The following is a 24,196-nucleotide window of genomic DNA, read 5'->3' as shown; positions in this document are numbered from 1 at the left end:
ATATAAAAATTACTAACTAAATTCTCAAAAAATGAAAATCTAGGTCTACTCATTAAGTCTTTTAATAGCTTCTTTATAAATTGAAACAAGCTTTAAAAGATCACTTTCTTTCATATATTCATTAGTTTGATGAGCCGTACTTACTGATCCGTTAAATAAAGGACCAAATGCAACACAGTTTTTTAAAGCTCTAGAATAAGTTGCACCTCCAATAGCAATAGGTCTAGCATAACTTTCTCCTGTAAAGTCTTTATAAACTTCAATCAAAGTTTTGACAAAACTGGAATCAGAATCAATATACATAGGGTCAAGATAAGAGACTTCATTATAATTTAAAGAATAAGGAATTAAAGAATCCTTTATCAAACTGACTAAATTTTCTTTCTTATAATCTACAGGATATCTCATATCAAAAGACAAAACTTGATTAGAAGTTTTAGATAAACTCATTTTTGTCAAACAAAGAGTAAGTTTTCCAGACTTCATATCTCCTAGAACTTTACCAAACAATTTTTCACCATTAATAGTAAATCCAATTTTATCCTCAAAAAATTTAATAAAATTAGCATATGCCCCTAAAGTTTTAATAATACTCAATGCATAAGGCGCAACATTAACTCCAAGCTCTGGCAATGAAGCATGAGCAGCAACGCCACGAATAACAACATTATTTTCACAAAATTTATATCTAATACTATCTCCAAAACCATCAAGTAAACTTCTAAAGTCATCTTTATTAAAATCTCTAATCTCAAAAGAACACTCTTCAGGAATTACATTATATCCAGTACCAAGATTAAAATCCATAAAAAATTTTTCATTACTAATAATATCAAACTGTAATAATCCTTTTTCAGCATTAACAACTGGAAAATCTGCATCAGGAGTAAAAGAAAAATCAGGAAGTACTTCTCTCTTCTTATAATGATCAATACATCGCCATAAAGTTTCCTCATCTGTTCCAAAAATAATTCTAAATTTTTTCTTAAAAGCAAATCCCTCCATAGCTAATAACCTAAAAGCATAAAGAACAGCTACCAAAGGTCCCTTATCATCTAAAATACCTCTAGCATAAATATTTCCATCTCTAAAATTCAATTTAAAAGGATCCGATTGCCACTGAGACACGTTTCCAGCATCAACAACATCAACATGCCCCAAAATACCTATAAGTTCTTTACCTTCTCCTATATCAGCAAACCCATAATATCCATCCTTAGCTTTGTAATCTTTAAAACCAATACCTTGGGCTATTGCCAACACTTTATCTAAACATAAATCAATTTGCTCACCAAAAGGCTTATTTTTCAAAGGAAAGCTAGTTATACTATTAAACTTAATCAATTCTCCCAAATCAAAATAAAACTGTTCTTTTAACTTAAAATTCATAAAATAGCTCCCCTACAAAATTAAATACCTACGTTTTATATTTTTAAAATATAATCAATTAATCAATTGTACATAAAGCAAAATCTTAAATCTATTTTAGAAATAAAATCTAAAATATTTTTGATATCGTTTGCATAAGAGTAGTTGGATTAAAAGGTTTAACAAGCCAACCAGTAGCCCCAGCCTTACGTCCTTCATCAACTTTTGATTGTTCAGATTCAGTTGTAAGAACAAGTATTGGAACAAAACTTCCAAATTCTCTTATCTGTTTAATTACCCCTATTCCATCCAAATTAGGCATATTTATATCCGTAATAATAAGATCAAAATCTTTATCACTTTGTCCAACGGCTTCCTTAAACTTAGTTACACCATCTAATCCATCTTCTGCCTCAGAAACTCCAAAACCATTCTGTTCTAAAATATAAGCAACACTTTGTCTAATAGCCCTATTGTCATCTATGACTAAAATCCTTTTTTTCATGTGATACTCCTAAAACCTTTCAATAAGTATATAAAAATTAAAATAAAATTACACTACCCTCATCTAATGATTGAACATCTTTTTCATCTTCAATAAGAGACAATAAATGCTTTTTGTGTATAAATAAAGTAAACCTATTAGCAATTCTTCGAACAAATTCCTTGTCATCAATCTCGACAGAGCTAATACCATTCTTAACTAACTCTGAGTTAAGCTCATAATTAATATCTTTCTCTATATTAATTATGAGCTTTTCTATATCTAAAAGACAACTTTTTAAATTCTTAATATTGTAAACTTCTATCTTTATTTCTTCAAATATTTCTAAAAAATCAACTGAAAATATTTCATAAGATAAAATCTTATCAATAGCTATATTTTTTATCTCAATAATATTATTCTTAATCTCCATAAACAATTTTTTAAACTTATTAAAATAATTTTTTTCAAGATAAAATCTATTGTCATAATCCTTTACAACTTTTTCAAAGAAAAATATTATTTGATCTAAGAACTCTCGTCCCTTATTAATATTTAAATCAATATTCCCAATAATCTTCGACATCTCAGATATATTACCTTCCATATCTTCAAGTTCAATCCTCTTTACAACCTCTATTTTAGAAGCTATATTAATATTTTGAAACCTAGCAGAAATAGCTGCAATATTTGAAAACATAAATTCTAAAGACTTAACAAACTTAATCTGTTCATAATAAAGACTTAAAAAATTGGAATTATTCTTTTCAACATCATCTATTCTCTTAAGTAAATTCAACAAAATAACTGAAAAAGATTCTACTGTTCTTGCTATATCAATATGTAACGAATTTTCCGATTTTAAATCATTAATAGTCTGGATAGATGAAATAGAGATATCAACAAATTCTTCAAATACAGATAAATTTTCATCTAACTTGCTAATAACATCCCTAACTATCATTTTAGACGTGTCTGTAAAAATAGACAAAAATTTCAATTTCTGAAGTTCACTTATATCTCTAAATTTAAAAACATCAATATTTGAATACATAATATTTAAGTGATATAAAGATTGAGTAAGTCTATCTTGAAACTGAAGATAAGAGACAGCATTTACAAATTTGAATTTAAACTCATTAAGTATATCCAATATACTATCATAAAAAGCAATAACTTCTCCAATCTGCCCTGAAAATTCATCTATATTTTTCATCAAATTATCTTTAAATTCTTCAAGAATTTTATTCTCAGCAATATTATTTTCGCGTACCTGTTCCTTAGCACGATCAAGCCCAACCTTAATATCCCTCCCTCTGCCAGTAAGCTGGTCTGCCTGCTTGATCATAGACTGAGTCAAAATTTTAATTTCATTTGTAATATAAGAAAAAGCTCCTCCTGCTCTACCAGCTCTTAATGCAACAGTTAATGTATTAATAGACATTATCTCCATATCAAGAGAACTTTTTTTCATCTTTTCAATAACATCTTCAAGTATTTCTATATCCTTTACCTTATCTTTTATAATGCTAAACTGAGTTTCAAGTGAATCCGTTGAAGAATTAAAGTAAGATACAAAATCATTCAATACTCTTATTACTTTATAAATGAAATTATTTAAAGAATAATCATTATCAATATCAAGATCAGAAATAAAACCAACATTAAAAGATAAATCTTTAATATCTTTTGAAAGTTTCTCTATTAACTTAGGAATTGATTTACTTAAATTTGAATAAACCTGCCTTGATTTAACATCAAAATTTTCAAGCTCAGAAAATAATTTACTAATATAAAGGTCAACATTTAAATGCTTATTTTCACTCATTAAGATCTCCTTAAAATATATTCTGATATTTTATTTAAAGGAAGAATCTTATCTACAGCACCTATTTTTATTGCTTCCATAGGCATTCCAAATACCACAGATGTTGTTTGATCTTGAGCAATATTATATGCACCACTATTCTTCATCTCAAGCATACAAGTAGCTCCATCATCTCCCATTCCCGTAAGCATAACCCCAATAGCATTCTCTCCAACATACATAGCAGCAGAACGAAACAATACATTAACAGACGGCTTGTGCCTACTAACTAAAGGACCATCTAATAAATTAACAAAATAGTTTCCATTGCCATATTTTACAATTAAATGATAATTACCATTCGCAATTATTACAAGACCCGGCTTTAAAATATCTCCATCCTCAGCCTCTTTTACATCAACTTCAACTTCATTATTTAAGCTTCTTGCAAAAGAAGTTGTAAATCCTCCTGGCATATGCTGAACAATAACAATAGGAGGAGAATCTTTTCTAAAAGACTTTAAAAATACTCTTAAAGCTTCAGTTCCCCCAGTTGAAGATCCAACAAAAATCACTTTTCCCGTTTTTTGTCTATTAATAACACCCTGATATTTTAAAATAACATCTGGATCATTTTTGGGAGCAACATTAATAACATCTGAAACTTTATAACTCTTTGTTACACTAGATATATACGTATTAGATTTTCTAATCTCAGGCTTAGTAGCAAAATCAGGAGCTTTAATCCTTTTAACATCAAAAGAAGTAATAAGTTTTTTATTCCCAAGATTTTTAACTTCCTTTTTGACTAAATCCAAATAACTACTTCTAAATAAGTTGACAGTAAGCTTAAAATTAAGTTTATTTATTATTAACTTGACTTTATCTTTCTTAGACTCAATTAATCCAAAATTTGGAGAAACCTCATCTTCTGCTATAAATACAACAGGAAGCGAAATATTATTAAGAACATTATTAAGAGCATTTCCAAAATTAGACCTAGCTGTATTTTCATCAATAATAACTAAATCAGGAAACTTCTGTAAAAAAATATTAATAAGGTTCAAAGAATTAGAACCCGGATTTAACACTTCAACATCTAAATCTTTATTAAAAGCTCTAACAAAAACTTGTCTTATTAGGCCCTGATTATCAACTATCAATATCTTCATTATTATCTCTTGGTATACTTTACATTAACAAAACCAAAAATACATAATAAGTATACTATTTCATAATTTTAGTTATAGTATCAATATCTATTACTAACGCTATACTACCGTCTCCAAGTATTGTAGCTCCAGAAACTCCTTCTACCCTAGAATAAACTTTACCTAAAGCTTTTATAACAGTTTGATGCTGACCCAATACTTGATCAACTACAATCCCTATCTTACCACTATTAGTATTGACAACAACAACATGTTCACTAGAACTTTTTTCATTAGATATCTCAAAAAATTCTCGTAAACGTATATAGCTAATCATACTACCTCTATAATTCATAACATTATTGCCACTATCAAGCCCGCATTTATTATACGTCAATTTATCAGCCTCAAGACAAGACTCAACACTAGAAAGAGGAACAATAAAATATTCTTCTTTTACTCTAACTAACCAACCCTCAATAATAGCCAAGGTCAAAGGAAAGATTAATTTTGTTCTAGTGTATTTTCCAAGTTCACTCTCAAGAATAACATTTCCTCTCAAAGACTCCACCTGTTTCCTAACAACATCCATCCCAACTCCACGTCCAGATATACTTGTCACAGCACTAGCCGTTGAAAATCCAGGTTCAAAAATTAAGTTATAAATGTCAATTTCAGATAAGGTTTTTGAAACAGCTTCAGATATTATATTTTTCTCTATAGCCTTTTTAATTATTTTACGCCTATCAAGTCCCCTACCATCATCCTCAATAACCACAATAACAGAATCACCAGATTGATGCGCAGAAAGCTTAATAACTCCTTTAGGATCCTTCCCAGCATCCACTCTCTCATTAATTGATTCAATACCATGGTCAATTGAATTCCTTATTAAATGCACTAAAGGCTCATTTAACCTCTCAATAATACTTTTATCAAGAACAGTATCTCCACCCTGAGTTTGATAAAGGATTGATTTTCCAAGCTGAGAAGATAAATCTTTAACTATTCTTTGAAATTTTACAAATAAAATTTCAATAGGAACTGTCCTAAGTCCTGTAGTATAATCTCTAAGCTCATTAATAAGCAAAGAAAATTCAGCAGAAATTGAGTTTAAAACATTGCTATTTCTATTTTCAGATTCCTTTGCAAGCTTAGATTGAATTGTCACAAGTTCACCCACAAGGTTTACTAAATGATCTAATTTTTTTGAATCTACCTTAATACTTGCAATATTCACTTTACTCTTAGCACTAACATCATTAAAATTAAAGCTACTACTATCTCCCACCCTAGAAGCAGCTGTTTTATGTCTAATTTCTCCTGGTTTTGCCTCCCCTCCATTTTTTCGCTTCACATAAGAAGTCTCATTAGGCTTTTTTTCCTCTTTAGATTCACTTGTATTAGCTACTAAGGAATCAAATTCATTTTCAGGTATTTCATAAAATTCATCAACTTCTTCAACAACAATTTTTGATTGATCATTTAAAAATACAAAAACATCTTCAATAGAACTTTTACTTTCTTCTGTTTCTAATTTTATTTCCCATTTAACATAAACATTATCAGGAGATATTAACTCCAAATCAGGAATATCCCTTACTCTAGCCTTAATTTGTCCATTACCCAAATTCAGTATCTTTTTTAGTAAATTAATTGGTTTATGACCATGAAACAAAACCCCCCTTGCAGGCAAGAAAAGAATTTTATAAATTCTAGTTTCAATATTTAAAGCCTCATCTTCAAATCTATCTTTTATAAAAGAACCAGATACAGATCTCTCTACCTTTAACCCACTAAATGAATCTAAATGAAATTTTTTATTAGAGTCTGAATCCAATTCACTACCAGTACCAAAATCAACAGAAAATCCTATTCCTATCTTAATTGTTTCTATTAATTCCTTTTCTCGAGCCTTAAATTCAACCTCGTCAATAGCCTCATCTCCTTCAATCAGCTCACGAATAAAATCAACTGCCATTAAAGTAGAATCAATAGTAACTTGATTAAATTCCTCAGAACCTTCTTTAATAGGATCAAGTACAGTCTCTATCTCATGCACAAGAGAAGCAGTAAAATTAAATCCAAACATTCCAGCGCTACCCTTTATTGTATGGAAATTCCTAAAAATAGAATTAATAACTTCTTGTCCTGATTCAAACTCAATATTAAGAAGTGCTTGTTCAATATTTGAGATGTTTTCTATAGACTCTTCTTTAAAAGAATCTTTAAATTTATCAATCATATCTCTACTATCCATAAGTTTACCTTTAAATATATATAAAACTAAAATTCAATCAAACTAAGCCCAAGATTTAAATTATCAACATCCTCAATATCATTTAAAAAGCCACCATATAATAACGAACTTAAAACTTCATCAGATGGATATTCTATCTTTATAAATAAATTCCTACTCTTAGCATATTTATTAGAAGCATATAAAATTTGTATAAAAGTAATATCAATTTTTTCTACCCTTGAAAGGTTTATAATAAGAGTATCTCTTTCTTTCATCTCTTTAAAAATATTTAAAAGATCTTCTTTAACTTTAAAAATGCTATTTATTACAAGTTCTCCCTCTGGCTTATAAAGCATAACGTTTTAAACTCCTATCTCTCATTATTAGGATCATATATTGTAGTATTCTTAAACTTGGAGAGTTCCTTAATATCGAATAAATTTTCTATATCAAGAATAATGATAAATCTATTTTTACTTTTCCCTATTCCTGAAATAAACCTCGCATTAAATCCCGTACCAACCTTTGGAGTATCATCAATATCAGAAGGGTCTAATTCAAGAACCTCATTCACATAATCTACCAAAATACCAAGATTAAATTCATCTGCCTCATATGTTAGTGTTAATATAATGATATTTGAAGCATTAGCATCCTTATTTTTCTTAATCTCTTCTTTATTTACCTTGCGCTCTTCCATACCGAATTGCTTTCTAATGTCTATTATTGGGACTATTTTACCTCTATTGTTGATTATTCCTGCCATATAATCAGGAGTTCTTGGTATTTTTGATATTCTAGTATACTCTAATACTTCAACAACATATTTAATCTCAATAGCATAAAGTTCATCCAAACTAAATAAAAGATATTGACTTAACCTACCTTGTAAATCTGTCTCTAATTCCATAAACGCCTCTTAATGTAGAACTAATAAATAAATAGAATATCATAATGTTAATTACTTTAATCTCACATTATTTCATGTACTCTTAACTATCAATTATAAATCAAAAATTTAAATACTAAATAAACGATTAAATAAACATGAAATAATGTTAAAAGATCTTTTATAATAAGCGTATAAGCTAACATTTGATGATCTAATAAGCTTGTTCACTAAAAAATATAAATGTTGAATAAAAAATTACTATTCATATCTTTTTTATTAATAATATTCACTTACTATGAACACATATCTTCAAAAGAAATGCTAGAAAATAATTCTACTAAACCCACAATAGAAACTACTCTTAGTATTAAATCAAGAGAAAAATTCGGCTTTGGATTTTTATTCCCATTTCCAACAGGCATAGAATTTAGTATAACAACTTTTGACATTGGTATAGGAATAATACATACAAGCATTACAAATCTCTTCTCAAAAGAATTTATGTTTCATACTTATACTCATTACATATTTTCAGATTTATATATTGTAAATGCTTTCTTTTTCCTTATGGGCGTTGGTTTATTTTTAGAAATTGGTAAAATAACAGAAATATATGAACAAAAATATTATTCAGGAATTAGCTATAAAATTGGATTATCTATTCCTTTTGGTATAAAGTATAAAGCATTAAATGACACCTTTGAAATTAATGCAAAGTATTCGATTGCTCTTTTTATTGGTCAAAATTTTAGTGAGCAATTTATATTCCCAATAAGGGGAGATCTTTCTGTAGGAATCAAAGTATGGATTAAAAATTAAATCGTCTAAAATGGTGAGATTAGCATAATCAATTGATTTTTATATTCTAGAACTACATATCCTATAAAGGTGAAACAACTGTAAAAAATTATAATAATTTTAATATTGATGTTTTTCTAAAATTCTATTTCTTAAAATTCAATATTAACAGCAAAAGCAAATTTGACATAGGTCTTTAGTATTTCTTACTATATTTATTAGTAATTAAAGATTGAAAATGTTGATATAGATTTTGCTATTTATAATAGCTTAAACAATTCTATTCAAAAGAATGAAAAACTTTATGTTTTGCATTAGACTGCGCCTTTACAAGAATATCTCTTCCAAGGAATAGCTAATATTATATATTTTGTTGTTATATAATGAGCCTATTATAGCGCCCTTTTCGGTCGTTCTTAAGATAGAAAATTAATCAAGAACACAAAGATCCAATAAGTTTAAAGCAAAATTACCTTTATTTTTAAACCTCTTAATGTTTAATCAGTGCGTAATAAAAGATTAGATTTATTTTTAAAAGCAGCATTTGTTCTTGAGACAAACACTTAAAGGAGTGAGATTTAGATAGAAATTATTCTAAGAAATTGGAATTAGATTCTGGTTGGTATAAAATCACAGATATATAATAACGAAAAGGTATTCTTGCTATTTCTATTATTACATATCTAAAATATCAAAACTTACATAGTTTAGTTTTAAAATGTTTAAGTATATACTTAACAAGTAGAGGTTATAAGGATAAAGAAAATTATGAAAAAGATGACATTAATTTTAATCTTATCATTAATTATTTTTAATGCTTTTGCTGAAGATTTATATACAAATAGAAGGTCTTTTAGTTTTGGAATTATTGGCCCCTTTCCAAGCTCAATTCAATTAAATTTGGGCCCAAATATTGAATTAGAGGTAGGTCTTTACAATGGATTGAGAAATTTATTTCAAAACATTGATACAATATTTTCTTCTTTGGAATTTATTACTCCTACATATAATTTATTAGAGGAATCTAAAATTATAGATTTTGCACTAGGAATTGGTATTTATGGGTTATGGTGGATATCTGAATGGAAAAATACTCAAACAGTTTATAACTCGATAAATATTGGAGGACGATTGTCTTTTATTCTAAATTTTTCAATTAGTCAAAGATTATTTGACATCTTCTTAAAAGCAGGGCCTGGTATCAACCTTTGGGGCAAAGGTGGAAATTTGATTCAAAAATGGGAAATATTTGCAACACTTGGACTCAGATTTTGGATTATATAAATCCTCCAAAAACCCTAGCAAAATAACTATTTATTAAATTATAATTAAAACAAAAGGCTTAGTATAACTAATAAAACTATATTTATTTTTTAAACTGAAAATATAATATAATAACAAATTACTAACTAATGGAGATCTAATGCAAAAATCAATACTAATAATGTTACTGTTATTAATAACATGGACTAATGCGATTGGAAGAAATTCTTATTTAAACAGAGGAATAGGATTTGGAGGCAGTATAGGAAATCCCATTTTCAACTATGCCATGTCCTTCCCATTCATTGATATTGAAATAGGATACGGAGGTAGTAACGGAATAAATTTATCCGGACATAAAATTAATTCAAAAAAATATGATTTAAATCTATTTGCACTTGTAGCTCTAGATTTAATCTTAACAACACCCTTGATTGAAAAATTATCTATTGGATTGGGAATTGGAGGAAGTCTACATATAGCATATCACAAACCAGATTTAATAAACATTCAATTAGGATTTGGATTTAGAACACCAATTGCCATTTTTTATGACTTAACAGAGCAAATAGAAATAGGATTTAAAATAGCACCTTCAATAGAATTTGTATCAAACACAAGATCTCTTGCATATCACCTTCTCTACTCAGGACTTAAAACAAACATAATGGGAGGAATATTCGCAAAATATTATATTTAAAATTATTGCCAAGTACTATGAAAAAATTCACCTAGCTTTGAATCCAATCTTTCAAATTTATGCGAACCAAAAAAGTCCCTTTGAGCTTGAATTAAGTTAGCTGGTAAGTAATTGGTAGAATAAGAATCTAGAAATGCAAGACTTGCATAAAACACTGGCAAAGGTATCCCAATTTCGCTAGCCTTTGATACTATCCTTCTTAAGGATTTATGATGCTTTTTAATTATTTCCAAAAAGTAATCATCAAAAAGCAAATTAATAAGATGAGGATTTTTATCATAAGCTAATTTAATCTTTTCTAAGAAAACACTCCGAATTATGCAACCCTCTCTCCAAATCAAAGAAATTTTTCCCAAATTTAACTCCCAACCATAATTAATAGAAGCTATCTTAAGCATCATAAATCCCTGAGTATAAGCTAGTATCTTTGAAACCAAAAGAGCATAATAAAGATCTAAAATCCAATCACTAAGGTCAAATTCAAAATAACCTACATCCATTTTAAGAATATCACTAGCTATTACTCTTTCATGTTTTAATGTTGATAAAATCCGTGCAAACAAAGATTCAAAGATCAAATTTGCGGGCACACCCGTTTCAATAGCCTCAATTGAAGCCCACTTCCCAGTTCCTTTCTGACTTGCAACATCTAAAATCTTATCAAGCAAACATTCGTTATTTTCCTTATATTTCAAAATGATAGAAGTTATCTCTATTAAATAACTAGAAAGTTCTCCTTCACTCCACTTTTCAAATACTTCTGCAATCCTTAAATTATCTAAATTAAAAGCTTTTTTCATAAAAAAATATGTTTCACTAATAAGTTGCATATCAGAATATTCAATTCCATTATGAATCATCTTTACATAATGTCCAGCTCCATTATCACCAATATAGGCAGAACAAATATCTCCCATTCTTGTCCTAGCAGCTATCTTATTTAAAATAGGTTCAAGTAATTCATAAGCCTTTTTGCTGCCACCATACATCAAAGAAGGTCCAGTCCTAGCTCCCTCCTCACCTCCTGAAATCCCAAGTCCAACAAAATAAATATCTTTAGAAAATAATTCTTTTTCTCTTCTCATTGTATTTTTATAATGAGAATTTCCACCATCAATAATAATGTCAAACTTTTCAATTAAAGGCAACACCTGTTCAATTACTTTATCCACAGCTGAACTTGCTATCATTAAAATAATTTTCCTAGGTTTTTTTAAACTTTTAATGAAACTCTCGATATCTTTAAATCCATTAATCTTTTTATGAGGATTGTTTATAAGAAAAACTTCAGTCCTCTCATTATCTCTATTATAAACAGAAACATTAAACCCACTATCAGCTATATTTAAAGCCAAGCTACTGCCCATAACACCTAATCCATAAATACCAACATCCATCTTATTATCCCCTATTTTAACTTTTTATTTGAAACAAATCCACTTTATTCATTATTTATTCATTATTTTTAGATTATGTTATATTATAAAAAAAGTAAAGATTAAACTAAACGAAAGAGGAGGGAATTTCATGAAAAAACAATTTGACACAGAAGTTAATGATTTACTTTATTTAATAATACACTCACTTTATTCCCATAAAGAAATATTTTTACGAGAATTAATATCAAACGCTTCTGATGCAATTGACAAACTTAAATTTTTGAACTTAACAAACGAAAAATTTAAGAGTATTAACTTAGATCCAAAGATAGAAATAAGTTTCGATGATAAAACCATTAAGATTAAAGACAATGGCATTGGAATGAATGAAGAAGACCTAATTAATCATCTTGGAGTAATTGCAAAATCAGGAACCAAAGAATTTATAAATAACTTAAAAAAAGATGAAAAAAAGGCCTCAAGTTTAATTGGACAATTTGGAGTTGGATTTTACAGTGCTTTTATTGTGTCTGAAAAAATTGAAGTTAAAACAAAAAAAGCCTTAGAAGATAATGCCTATATCTGGTCTAGTGACGGTAAAACCGGGTATGAAATAGAGGAAACAGAAAAAGATGATATAGGAACTGAAATAACTCTTTTTCTTAATGAAGAAGGTACTCAATATGCTAATAAATGGAAAATTCAAGAAATTATAAAAAAATATTCAAATCATATTAATTATCCTATATTCATTAAATACAAAGAACCTTTAATGAAAGATGGAAAACAAGAAGGATTTGAAGAAAGGGAAGATAAGGCAAACGAATCTATGGCTATTTGGGTAAAAAACAAAAATGAGATTACTGCTGAAGAATATAATGAATTTTATAAAAATATCAGTTTTGACTATGAGAATCCACTCATCCATATCCACACAAAAGCCGAAGGGAGCATTGAATATATCAATCTTTTCTATATTCCAAGCAAAGCTCCTTACGACTTATACTATCCAAATCCTAAACCCGGTGTAAAGTTATTTATAAACAGAATTTTTATTACAGATTCTGAAGGTAGTTTACTTCCAAATTATTTGAGATTTATAAAAGGAATAATAGACTGTCAAGATTTACCTCTAAATGTAAGTAGAGAGATTCTACAACAAAATAAAATATTATCAAAAATAAAATCATCTTCCGTAAAAAAAATATTAAGCGAACTTGAAAAACTAAGCGAATCAGATTCTTCAAAGTTTGATGTATTTTCAAAAGAATTTGGAAGATGCCTAAAAGAAGGGGTTTATTCTGATTTTGATAATAGAGAAAAGCTTATATCTTTAATTAGATTTAAGTCTTCTAGTGTAAATGGACTTACATCATTAAAGGAATATAAAAAAAGAATGCCTGAAGAACAAAAAAGGATATATTATATAACCGGAGGAAAAGAAAATATACTCAAATCTAATCCTATTGTAAATGCCTATAAACAAAGAGGATATGAAACTCTAATTATGGATGATGAACTTGACGAAGCTATTTTAAATTTCATCACAGAATATGACGGAATAAAGCTAAAAGCAATAAATAAAAACGAAACAAGTGACGAATTAAAAGATGAAAACTTTAAAAAAACCGAAGAAGAATTTAAAGATATCTTATCAAAAGTAAAAGAAATACTTAAAAACGATGTCAAAGATGTCTTGCTATCAGCTTCACTAATAAAAGAACCATCTGCAATCATTATTGACAGTGGTGACCCTACATATCAAATGCAAAGAATTATGTTATCAATGGGACAGGAAATCAAAGAAACAAAGCCTATCCTTGAACTCAACCCAAATAACAAGATAATTCAAAATCTAAAAAACTTAGATAGCGAAAATTTAGAAAAGATAAGTATTATTCTTCTTGAAGAGGCAATGATAACCTCAGGCTTACCCAGCAAAAATCCAAGCCAATTTATAAATATAATAAATGAAATTTTAGAGAAAAATATATAATAAAATAGGAATACCGGGGTCTCCTCTAAGATCCCATCATCCTATTTCTTAACTCTAAGTACTAAATCTTTACCAGCTTCAACCGGTTTGGTTTGAGATATCTTATTTCTAATATCTTCTGTTAAAGAAGTAGAAGAAGGTACAATATATTCAGACCCATCATCAAGCCTTCCAAATACATACTCAATACTTGAAACCTCATCAGAATTTGCAATAACAACTGGAGTAATTACTGACTCTGCATGTGTCTTTAAATAGTCAAGGTCAATCCTAATAACAACATCTCCCTGTTTTACACTAACACCTTCTTCAGCAACCCTTGTAAAACCTTTCCCATTTAAATTAAGAGTATTAATACCAAAGTGCACAAAAATTTCAACGCCTTCTTTAGTTTCAAGACTAAAAGCATGATTTGTTTTGAAAATCTTACCAATAGTTCCATCACAAGGTGCAACTAACTCACTACCTGTAGGGATAATAGCAACTCCATCTCCAACGATCTTTTCAGCAAACGCTTCATCTGGTACCTTATCGATTGAAACAACCTTCCCACTAACAGGTGCTATTAAATCCAAGATAACGATCTTTTTAAAAAAATCTAAAAATCCCATAATTAATCTCCTATAAATTTATCTAAATATTTTAAAGTCTCTGACTCTAATTTACTATTCAATACATTATTAGCTAATTCACTTAGCTCAGATATTGTATATTTCTTTAGTAAATATTTAATTCTAAGTGAAGCACTAGGCACCATACTCAAAGATCTAAATCCAAGACCAACAAGAATTAAAGCACCAGCTTCATCGCCTCCTAGCTCCCCACAAACGGACACATCAATTCCATAACTATTGCCAGCATCAAGAACATTCTTAATTAATCTTAAAACAGCAGGATTATATTTATCATATAAATTTGATATCTTCTGATTACCACGATCTACTGCCAAAGTATATTGAGTCAAATCATTAGTCCCAATACTAAAAAACTTCAATTTACAAGAAAGCTCAGAAGCAATTAAAGCTGCTGAGGGTGTCTCTATCATACAACCTACTTCCAAATTCTCATCAAAAGGTAAATTTCTAGACTTTAAACTTTCTTTAGCCCTTCCTACAAAATAATCAATTATATCAATTTCTTCATACCTAGTAAGCATAGGTACCATTATTCTTACCTTTCCATAATGACTAGCCCTAAAAATTGCATTGAATTGAATTTGCACTAAATCTTCATAGTCCATATACATTCTAAGAGCACGATATCCTAAAAAAGGATTATCTTCTTTTGGAAAATGGATATAAGGTATTTCCTTATCTCCTCCAATATCAAGAGTACGAATAGTAACAATACCTTTCTTCTCAAGAGCCTCTACAACTTTCTTATAAGCCTCAAATTGTTCATTCTCTGTAGGCGGCTTTACAGATTCCATATATAAAAACTCTGTTCTAAAAAGACCTATTCCCTCTAGCCCATATTTATTAACATAAAAAATATCCGAAGGAGTTCCAATGTTGGCCTTTAAAGTTATTATAACTCCATCCTTTGTCTTTGCCTTCTTATTTTTTAAAGAAAAAAGCTCTTTTTCAACTTCATTATGCTTCAATATTTTATTCATATATTTATTAATTTCACCAGATGATGGATTATTAATAACCATAGAAGAAAATCCATCAATTATTAACTTATCACCATCCTTAATATTATTAATATCTAGAGAAGACATAACAAGGGCTGGAAGCCCTATTGTTCTTGCTAAAATAGCAGCATGAGAAGTCTCCCCACCAACTGTAGTTAAAAATCCTTTAACATAACTTAAATCAACTTGCATTGTATCAGAAGGAGTCAATTCCTCAGTAATCAAAATTATATCTCGCTTAATCTCAGAAAAATCTGTGATCTTACCTAAAATATTTGAAATGAGTCTATTTCTAATGTCTCTAAAATCAGAAGCTCTCTCTTTCAAGTAAACATCTTTATAATCTTCCATTCCCTTAATAAGTTCCTCAAAAGATAAATAAACAGCCCAAGCAGCACCACAATTTTTATACTTAATAAAAGTTAAAACAGTATCTGAAAGCTCATCATCTTCAATAATTAATATCTGTCCCTCAAAAATACCTTCCTTATCAGCACCAAGTTGATTTACTGCTTTCTTTCTAAGATTTTCAAGTACAGAAATAGCCTTAAACTTAGCTTCATTAAACTTTCTTATTTCATCATCAATTTGAGAAGAGCTAATCTTTGATTTATCAATCAGATTATCAAAATCTTTTCTAATAAAAAGAGCCTCTCCTATGCCTATACCCTTAGATATTCCTTTCCCTGATAAAGTCATACAAAACCTTCCAAGCTCTATTCTTTAAAAGATTCAATGAGTTCAGCAAGCTCAGTAGCAGCCTTCTCCTCATCATCGCCATCAGCACAAACCAAAATTTTTTTGCCAGAAGATAATTCTAAGGTCTGTAAACGAAACAAGCTTTTACCGCTAACAGATTTTCCATCAGCTTCCACAGTTATATCACTAGCATATTCCTTAGCTTTCTTTACAAATGTTGATGCTGGTCTTACATGTAAGCCATTAATAGCATTAATTTTAGCTTCTTTTTTTACCATAAACTTAAGAACTCCTCTTTTCAATAATTATTTTTATAAAACATTAACAAACTAACATTATAATACATAAAAGCGATTTGATAAATTAATTCTATTGGTTTTATATAAAACTACACTAAAAATTAATGATTATTTAATATTTCTAATTTTTTAAGATCAAAAATTAACCAATGTATCAAAATAAAAATTTTTTATAAGCTTCATGTTCCTCTCACCAAAGCTAAAATTTTTCATATCTCGAATATTTCTATCAAGCATCTTAAGAGAATCTTCAATTTCAAACATAGACAAAGGTAAAGATTTATTAAGAAGTAAAGCCTGAGAATCTCTTAAAGTAATAACCTTATCATCATAAAATATTTTCATTAAAAAATCACTTATAATATCTCTCTTAACATTTAAAAGCACACAAATAAAAATAATTTTTGTATATTCTAACATTTCAAATGAAAAAGTATCAACAAATACCTTGCCATAAAAGCTCTTGTTCCACAGATTTGTAATTGGAAATTTTAATTTAGTCAAAAATAAAATATTGCGTTTCTGTATGTAATCATCCCTATTAATATTATAAGCATTATAAGTATAAGTTTTTTTAGTCAAAACATTTTTAAATTCAAGTTGAGCATCAAGACTCAAAAATAAAGGATGTAAATCAAAAACGGTACTTTTATAATAAAATCCATTAGCAATATTAATACTATTCAAATATATTTTATCATTCAATTTTGAAATAAACTCATAAAACAATCTTGGTATATTCCTCTCTCCAAATTGTAATATTTCATTATAAGTAACACATGGCCCTATTTCTAAAAAATTACTTTTAAGCGATATTTTTTTAAATCTTTCAAAATTATTAATTAAGAATAAATTATTTATATAATTCCTTTTCTTTAAAATTTCAATATTTTTATGAAAATCAATTTCGTTATATACGATATAGTTATTCAACTCTTTATCAAACAAACCAACAAGTGCATTAAAGTTTTCTGGATAATATACTCTTGCTCCACTCATTTTCTTTCTAATTCTTCTAATCGTAAATAGATATCTAAAAAAGTATTAATATCAATGCAATAACATTTTAAAGTATTATAATATCCTAAAATATCTGTTCTAATTATTATTTTACTCTTCAAAAAATAATAAAATAGTAGTGCATTAGATGAAAAACAATTTTCACAAAACCCAAAATCATTTTCTAATAAAATCTTAACTAAATTATTATAAAAAGATGTATTCTTTAAACCTTCAATAGTCATAATACTACTTCCATTTAACATAAAAGCTGGAACTAAAGATGAATATACTGGTTTCAAATTTAAAAGAACTAATGAAAAATTATTATTAATACTCTTAATTAATTTTTTCCCACCTGAATAAAAAACATCTACCAAAAGATCTCTAGTGCTCAAAGAAAGATCAACACTTTTCGAAAGACTTTCCCCATTTAAATTAAAACTAATTAGTATCAATTCTAATACTCCATCTATTTAAAACATCTTCAATCTCAACAGGAGTCCTAGATAAATTGAAATCAAAAGCTTGAATTAAAGCTGTCCTAATTGCAGCAACAGATGCAATAAATAATGCTCTAAAAGAAAAAAAATGTGTTCCTTCTTCCACAAAGTCAAATATCAAAGAATCATCAATATTATAATTGATTTTCCCAAAAACATAGTTAGCTGCCAAATTAAAAACAGAAAACGCACGTTTATTATTTAGTCCAATTCTATCTATCTTGCCATGTTCAACAAAAAAAGTCACATTACTAAATGTAACTTTAAAAGAATATATTTCTATATCAATTTCAAGAGAACATGCAATTCTAAATTTAGTATCCGTGTTTAGAACAAAATCTTGTTCAATCATAACAGGATATTCACCTTTAAAACTTCCACCAATCATTAAAGAAAGATTATCCTTAACAGTTAAAATTGCCATTTCAATAAAATAAGATTCTTTAATAAATTCACCATATCCAATATTATCTGTAAAAGCATCACTAACAAAAAAACATACACTATCATATGAAAGATCGAAGTCCCTAGATAAAGTATTCTTTAAATAATTCATTAAATTGTAATCCAATATTTTATAAGGAATAAATACATCTAATTTATTCTTATGCAAGCTCATAGAAATAACTTTTCTACTTCCAAAAAAAATAGAGTCTAGATCTAAAAAACTAAACCCTATTCCTTTTCTCTTTGTATCCAATATCCCATATGTATTATTTAAACTTATAGAAGATGATTTTCTCATGATAGAATTTTTACAATCTATCTGTTCAAAAAACTTTAAAAACACATCATATTCTTCTTTAATATGAACTAACAAATAACTAATAGGATCAATTGAAAAATTCACTGCAAGATTATAAAAATTTGAATAAATAAAGTTATAAACAGATGTTTCAAATAAAAAGTGATTATCATAAAAAAATACAACATCACTTTTGAGTTCTATGAAGTTAATATGTACATTCAAATCAAAAAACAAATTATTAAAAATATGTTTGAGATACTTAAAATAAAATTTATACAAAAAATTTAATGGTCTATTGATTTCAACATCTAAAATAATCTTTGAAAGTTTATTTTCTACTGACAAACAATTAACAGCTGAAAATTTTAACTTCAAATCCTCTGATATTAAAAAGTGTCTTTTATAATAAACAATATTAACTCTTCTCTTAAGCCTAGTAGCAAGCACTACTCCTTGTAAAACGGCATTAAAAGAAATTGGAAAAAGAGAAGCAATACAATAATCATTAAAAGCATTAATAATTATATTATCCGCACTAATATAAAAATTCTCACTAATAATCTTCTTTAAAAGAACAATCTTATCAACATCCGCATCAATTATTAGACTATTATCTTTAAACGAAACTCTAACTAAAAGAAATTCATTACAATAATTTACATAATCTGAAAATTCATAATAAGAGCTGTTTTCTTCTAATTTATCAAATTCCTTCAATATTGATTCAGAATAGTTTTCATTCTGTTCAATTTTCTTGAGTTTAAAAGAAATATTTTCTTCTGCTTCTAATAAAGAATCTAAGTCACTAGAATATAATACCAAAGGAATTTGACCTTCAAAGTCTATTTTATTATCAAAAAGCTTTAAATTAAAGTCATCAGAATCAACAATATCATCAAATTTTAGGACAATATTATCCTTATAACTTATGCTGTAAACCTGATCTTTATATTTATCAGAAAGCGTAAAATTTTCAATGATAGAATTTCTACTATTACAACAAACTGGCAAACCCCAAATTTCGTCCATATTTTCTAAATTCATGCAAACCAAAAACCTAAAAAATAAAATATATAATTATCTTTTAATTAAAATTATTATGACATAATAACAGCAAAATTACTATGTAAGTAAAAAATACTAATGATATGCGTTTAGTCTACTTTATTCTAAAAGCATTAATATATACCCTAAAACCTTTTTTTTGATAAATTTCAAAAATTATGATAATATCAATTTATAAAAATAAACATCAATAATTTTTAATAGGATATTTATGAATAAAGGTAACAAGAAATTTTTAATCCTTCTAAAATTTTTTGTGCTATTTTCATGCCCATTAATCTTTGGAAAAGCTGAACCTGAAGTAAGTGATACTATAATAAATCCTTCTGAAGTTTATATTCCCAAAGAAGATTTAAATGAAGATTTCAAAAATAAAAACTCAAAAACTCCAGAAGAAGACTCACTAACTAAGCCAACTACTTTTAATAATGAAAAATCAAATAATCTTGAATTTAAAGATTTGGAAGAACTTCAAAGATTAGATAATAGTAAGTCAAAAAACAATAGTCTATATGGCAAAGAATTACAATTTCCAAAATACTTAAAACAAAAAAAATCTTCCTTTGAACAACCGAATGTGAATGATTTAAAATCAAGATCAAACATAGATGAATTAAGAATTAGAATTGAAAAATATGAGAACAAAATAGAAAACTTAGAAAGGCTTTTAAACAATGAAAATATAAAATCTATTCAAAGAAAGGACGAAGAATATAAAGCTCTGGCAAAAAGTCTAAAACGAGAAATTGAAGAAATAAAATTCTTAATTAATAAAAAAGAAAATTTACTAAGCAATAACTCCAAACAACAAAAAAACACTTACAAAGAAAATGTACAAAAATATGATAATAACAACGAGGAAACATATGATTATAATCAAAAAAATTACATACCAAATACAAGCTATAATTATAAAATAGAAGATAATAAATATTATAAAAAAAAACCACAGCATTTTCATTCAGAAGCACAAGTAATAAAAGAAATTAATGACAAAATTACTAATAATGAAGATGCTATTAACAATAATTCTCATATGATTAAGGAAATTAATGACAAAATTACTAATAATGAAGATGCTATTAACAATAATTCTCATATGATTAAGGAAATTAATGACAAAATTACTAATAACGAAGATGCTATTAACAATAATTCTCATATGATTAAGGAAATTAATGACAAAATTACTAATAACGAAGATGTTATTTTAGATCTTCAAAAAGAATTAACAAATTTACAAAAAAGTAATAATTTAGAAGATATTGAGCTTAATTTATCTTCTATAGAAAAAATAATAAATGAACTTAAAGAAAAGATTGAACAAACTGAAAATTTATATAAGGAAAGTGAAGATAAAATTAACAACAATCAAAATGAAATAAACGTATTAGAAAAAAGATTAGAAAAAAATGAAAACACTATTTCAGCGCTCCAAGAAAAGTATAAAAATAGAAACCTTTTAACAAAAGAACACAAAGAAGCAAAAAACAAACAAGAAAATGAAATCTCAAAAATACAATATAAAAATAACTTTAAAGAGCAAAACAAAAAAAATAAAACAAAAAATACAAACCAACTCAGCCAAAAAGAACCAACAATTAAAAAAATAACTCACAAAAATACTGAAAAAACAACCGGAATCAAACCTGCTTCCTTTCAAATATATCCAGATAAATATTTAAATAACTACAATTTTAAAGGAAAAGGAAATAATTTTGCTTTCAGAAAGCCCGACAAATATTATGTTGAAATAGAACCAACAAAAAATCTATATAGAGCAAAAGAAATTTATAATTTGATTTCAAAGCATCATATTAAGAATTATTTCATTAACCCATCATTAAAACATAAAGAGACTTTTTTTAGAAACCTAATAGAAATAGAAAATACAAATGAAATAGATTCACTATATAAAAATCTAGAGTCTGATTTTAAAGATATAAGAATAATAAAGTAAATTTAATCATCTGATGATATTAGACTTTTAATATCAGAAAAACTAATGATTTTAATACCCAAATCAATAGCTTTTCTCACTTTCAAGCCAGGCTTCTCTCCAACAAGCAAAAAATCCAAATTCTTAGTAACTGATTTGTTAAAAAATGCACCTCTCTTATTCATCTTTTCAATAAGAATGTGCCTAGGATATTCTTTAAAAGAACCTGTAATACAAAATTTTTTCCCATATAAAAAAGTGTTATTTAAACTATGATTTGTATCATCTTCTTTCATTCTAAACCCTAATTCCTTAAAAAAGTTGAATTTCTTCAAAACATTTTCATCATTAAACGACTCAATAATATTTAAAGCTATTCTTTCTCCTATTCCCTTGATCTTCAAAAGCTCTACAAGAGCCTTATCTTTATCCTTACAAAGAGCACTAATCACATCAAATGAATTTAAATTATTAGCAATTAGTAATTCTATTGTATTTTCTCCAACCTCTTTAATGCTCATGCTAAGAAATAGTTTCTTAAATGGTTTCTTCTTGCTGTTTTCAATTGAATTTTTTAATTTATCTACTTTCTTAAACTTAAACCCCTTTAAATTAATAAGTCTATCAAAATTAAAAGTATAAAGATCAATTTCTGAATATATAAAATTCATTTTAAAAAGAAACTCAATTGTTTTATTTGAAAGTCCTACAATATCCATACATTTCTTACTACAAAAATATTTTATCTGCTCAATAATCCTAAAACGACAACTCTTATTTTCACAAAAAAGGTGAGCACCCTCTCTCATTAAAGAAATACCACAAGAAGGACAACTATCCGGAATTTTAAAACTACCAACAGAAAGTTTTTCAACAACTGACTCAATGGCTGGAATTACATCTCCACGCCTTGAAATTGAAACAATATCTCCAATATTTAAATCAATAGAATCTATATAATCTTGATTATGCAAAGTTGCATTTTCAATAAAAGCTCCAGAAACAAGAACTCTTTCAATATGCGCAACAGGAGTAATCTTACCACTTCGACCAACCTGAATAAAAATATCTATCACCTTGGTAACGCTTGTAATAGATTCAAATTTATAAGCTATAGACCACTTCGGATGATGTGAAGTATACCCCAAAGCTTCCCTTAAGTTAAAACTATCGACTTTAATAACAACACCATCAATTTCATATTCAAAAGAATTTCTTTTCTCCTCTATTTCTCTAACATAACCCACAATATTTTCTTCTAAATTTTTACCATCAAAAACCTTAAAAAAAGGATTAACTTTAAATCCTAGTTTTTCAAGTTTATCCAAAGCATTATGATTTGTGTTAAAATCTATACTAGAATACAAAACATCATAAACAAAAATATCTAAAGGTAAATTAGAAACTTCCTTACTATTTATTCTTCTAAGAATACCTGAAGCTAAATTTCTAGCATTAATATAAGAGTTTTCAAATGTTTGATTTATTTTCAAAAAATTTTCCTTACTAATATAAATTTCACCCCTTAATACTAAATCAAACTCTTTATCAATAAATAAAGGAACATTTTTGATTGTTCTGACATTCTCAGTAACATCATTACCAACCCTTCCATTTCCTCTAGTTAGGGCTTTATCTAGTATTCCATTCTTATAATAAAGAACAATTGAACACCCATCTATTTTTGGTTCAACAGAAATACAATTTGAAACTCCTAACCTAGTATTACACTCATCCAATCTAATCTTATAAATCCACAACAACAATTCATACTCATTATAAACCTTATCTAAACTTAATATAGGAAAAGAATGCTGAATTTCCTTAAAATCATTTAAAAGATCACTACCAAACTTAAAAGTAGGAGAATCTAAAGTTTTATATTCAGGATACTTATTCTCCAAATCTTGCAGTCTCAAAAGAGATTTATCATAATGAAAGTCATCCACACTTGGTGAAGAATCGATATAATACTCTTTATTCCATCTATTAATTAAATTTTTTAAATATAAGATCTCATTCTCTATTCTTTTATTCATACATTCAAAATAAAAATTACTCAAAAATTTAAAATATATTTTAACAAAATAATGCAAATAATGAATATTATCTTTAAAAAGTAAAATAAAAGTATAAGTAATACTATTTCAAATATAAAAACTATAAATTTTCTAAAATTTTAAAAGTTGAAAATTGAATATACGCTTAATAAGCTATTTCAATAACTA

The 24,196-nt window shown here is 27.2% G+C and carries 20 protein-coding genes; 5 read left to right on the top strand and 15 right to left on the bottom strand.

From position 1 onward, the window contains the following. Positions 1–45 precede the first annotated feature (45 nt). The 7 genes from F0310_RS02810 to F0310_RS02780 form a co-directional block, all read right to left on the bottom strand. Complete coding sequence (locus tag F0310_RS02810) at positions 46–1,389, bottom strand: Sapep family Mn(2+)-dependent dipeptidase (protein ID WP_182117437.1); 1,344 nt, start codon at positions 1,387–1,389, stop codon at positions 46–48. 109 nt (positions 1,390–1,498) lie between these two features. Further along, positions 1,499–1,873 (bottom strand): response regulator, encoded by a 375-nt coding sequence (locus F0310_RS02805; protein ID WP_182117436.1) that lies wholly within the window; start codon positions 1,871–1,873, stop codon positions 1,499–1,501. A gap of 37 nt (positions 1,874–1,910) precedes the next feature. Then, positions 1,911–3,680, bottom strand: coding sequence for a BB0569 family chemotaxis protein (locus F0310_RS02800; protein ID WP_182117435.1), 1,770 nt, complete (start codon positions 3,678–3,680; stop codon positions 1,911–1,913). Next, positions 3,680–4,831 carry a chemotaxis protein CheB gene (locus F0310_RS02795; protein WP_182117434.1) on the bottom strand — a complete coding sequence of 384 codons (1,152 nt, stop codon included), beginning with the start codon at positions 4,829–4,831 and terminating at the stop codon, positions 3,680–3,682. Before F0310_RS02795 ends, F0310_RS02800 begins: the two co-directional genes overlap by 1 nt. Positions 4,832–4,886: 55 nt before the next feature. Further along, entirely contained in the window at positions 4,887–7,070 is a 2,184-nt protein-coding gene (locus tag F0310_RS02790) for a chemotaxis protein CheA (RefSeq protein ID WP_182117433.1), read from the bottom strand. Between the two features lie 26 nt (positions 7,071–7,096). Then, positions 7,097–7,408, bottom strand: a complete 312-nt coding sequence (locus F0310_RS02785) for an STAS domain-containing protein (protein ID WP_182117432.1) — start codon at positions 7,406–7,408, stop codon at positions 7,097–7,099. A gap of 14 nt (positions 7,409–7,422) precedes the next feature. After that, the gene (locus tag F0310_RS02780) at positions 7,423–7,962 is read right to left on the bottom strand and encodes a chemotaxis protein CheW (RefSeq protein ID WP_182117431.1); all 540 of its coding nucleotides are present in this window, start codon (positions 7,960–7,962) and stop codon (positions 7,423–7,425) included. Between the two features lie 222 nt (positions 7,963–8,184). Between F0310_RS02780 and F0310_RS02775 the strand changes: the two genes are divergently transcribed. The 3 genes from F0310_RS02775 to F0310_RS02765 all read left to right on the top strand — a co-directional run bounded on the left by F0310_RS02775 (position 8,185) and on the right by F0310_RS02765 (position 10,705). Beyond that, the gene (locus F0310_RS02775; protein ID WP_182117430.1) at positions 8,185–8,763 is read left to right on the top strand and encodes a BAPKO_0422 family outer member beta-barrel protein; all 579 of its coding nucleotides are present in this window, start codon (positions 8,185–8,187) and stop codon (positions 8,761–8,763) included. Positions 8,764–9,510: 747 nt separating this feature from the next. Further along, positions 9,511–10,026, top strand: coding sequence for a BAPKO_0422 family outer member beta-barrel protein (locus tag F0310_RS02770; protein ID WP_182117429.1), 516 nt, complete (start codon positions 9,511–9,513; stop codon positions 10,024–10,026). Between the two features lie 160 nt (positions 10,027–10,186). Then, entirely contained in the window at positions 10,187–10,705 is a 519-nt protein-coding gene (locus tag F0310_RS02765; RefSeq protein WP_476577990.1) for a BAPKO_0422 family outer member beta-barrel protein, read from the top strand. Between the two features lie 2 nt (positions 10,706–10,707). Here F0310_RS02765 and gnd read toward each other — a convergent pair whose 3' ends face one another. Continuing rightward, positions 10,708–12,102, bottom strand: a complete 1,395-nt coding sequence (gene gnd / locus F0310_RS02760) for a decarboxylating NADP(+)-dependent phosphogluconate dehydrogenase (RefSeq protein ID WP_182117427.1) — start codon at positions 12,100–12,102, stop codon at positions 10,708–10,710. Positions 12,103–12,232: 130 nt separating this feature from the next. Here gnd and htpG point away from each other — a divergent pair, with 130 nt between their 5' ends. Beyond that, positions 12,233–14,080 carry a molecular chaperone HtpG gene (gene htpG / locus F0310_RS02755; RefSeq protein ID WP_182117426.1) on the top strand — a complete coding sequence of 616 codons (1,848 nt, stop codon included), beginning with the start codon at positions 12,233–12,235 and terminating at the stop codon, positions 14,078–14,080. Between the two features lie 41 nt (positions 14,081–14,121). On the opposite strand, the gene crr is transcribed toward htpG, so the two are convergent. From crr to F0310_RS02725, 6 genes are all read right to left on the bottom strand, one after another. Beyond that, entirely contained in the window at positions 14,122–14,691 is a 570-nt protein-coding gene (crr, locus tag F0310_RS02750; RefSeq protein ID WP_182117425.1) for a PTS glucose transporter subunit IIA, read from the bottom strand. Between the two features lie 2 nt (positions 14,692–14,693). Next, the gene (gene ptsP, locus F0310_RS02745) at positions 14,694–16,415 is read right to left on the bottom strand and encodes a phosphoenolpyruvate--protein phosphotransferase (RefSeq protein WP_182117424.1); all 1,722 of its coding nucleotides are present in this window, start codon (positions 16,413–16,415) and stop codon (positions 14,694–14,696) included. Between the two features lie 17 nt (positions 16,416–16,432). Further along, positions 16,433–16,693, bottom strand: a complete 261-nt coding sequence (locus tag F0310_RS02740; RefSeq protein ID WP_182117423.1) for an HPr family phosphocarrier protein — start codon at positions 16,691–16,693, stop codon at positions 16,433–16,435. A 156-nt stretch (positions 16,694–16,849) separates the two neighbouring features. Next, entirely contained in the window at positions 16,850–17,713 is an 864-nt protein-coding gene (locus F0310_RS02735; RefSeq protein WP_182117422.1) for an FAD binding domain-containing protein, read from the bottom strand. Beyond that, complete coding sequence (locus tag F0310_RS02730) at positions 17,710–18,171, bottom strand: hypothetical protein (protein ID WP_182117421.1); 462 nt, start codon at positions 18,169–18,171, stop codon at positions 17,710–17,712. The genes F0310_RS02735 and F0310_RS02730 overlap by 4 nt, the downstream gene beginning before the upstream one ends. Further along, positions 18,158–20,008, bottom strand: a complete 1,851-nt coding sequence (locus F0310_RS02725) for a hypothetical protein (RefSeq protein ID WP_182117420.1) — start codon at positions 20,006–20,008, stop codon at positions 18,158–18,160. The genes F0310_RS02730 and F0310_RS02725 overlap by 14 nt, the downstream gene beginning before the upstream one ends. A 232-nt stretch (positions 20,009–20,240) precedes the next feature. Here F0310_RS02725 and F0310_RS02720 point away from each other — a divergent pair, with 232 nt between their 5' ends. Further along, positions 20,241–21,989, top strand: coding sequence for a coiled-coil domain-containing protein (locus F0310_RS02720; protein ID WP_182117419.1), 1,749 nt, complete (start codon positions 20,241–20,243; stop codon positions 21,987–21,989). A gap of 2 nt (positions 21,990–21,991) precedes the next feature. On the opposite strand, the gene ligA is transcribed toward F0310_RS02720, so the two are convergent. After that, positions 21,992–24,007, bottom strand: coding sequence for an NAD-dependent DNA ligase LigA (gene ligA, locus F0310_RS02715; RefSeq protein ID WP_182117418.1), 2,016 nt, complete (start codon positions 24,005–24,007; stop codon positions 21,992–21,994). Between the last annotated feature and the right edge of the window lie 189 nt (positions 24,008–24,196).

Source organism: Borrelia sp. A-FGy1 (assembly GCF_014084025.1).
In the GTDB taxonomy this organism is placed as follows: domain Bacteria; phylum Spirochaetota; class Spirochaetia; order Borreliales; family Borreliaceae; genus Borrelia.
Note: the sequence above shows the minus strand (reverse complement) of the source record. Positions and strands in the feature narration are given on the sequence as shown.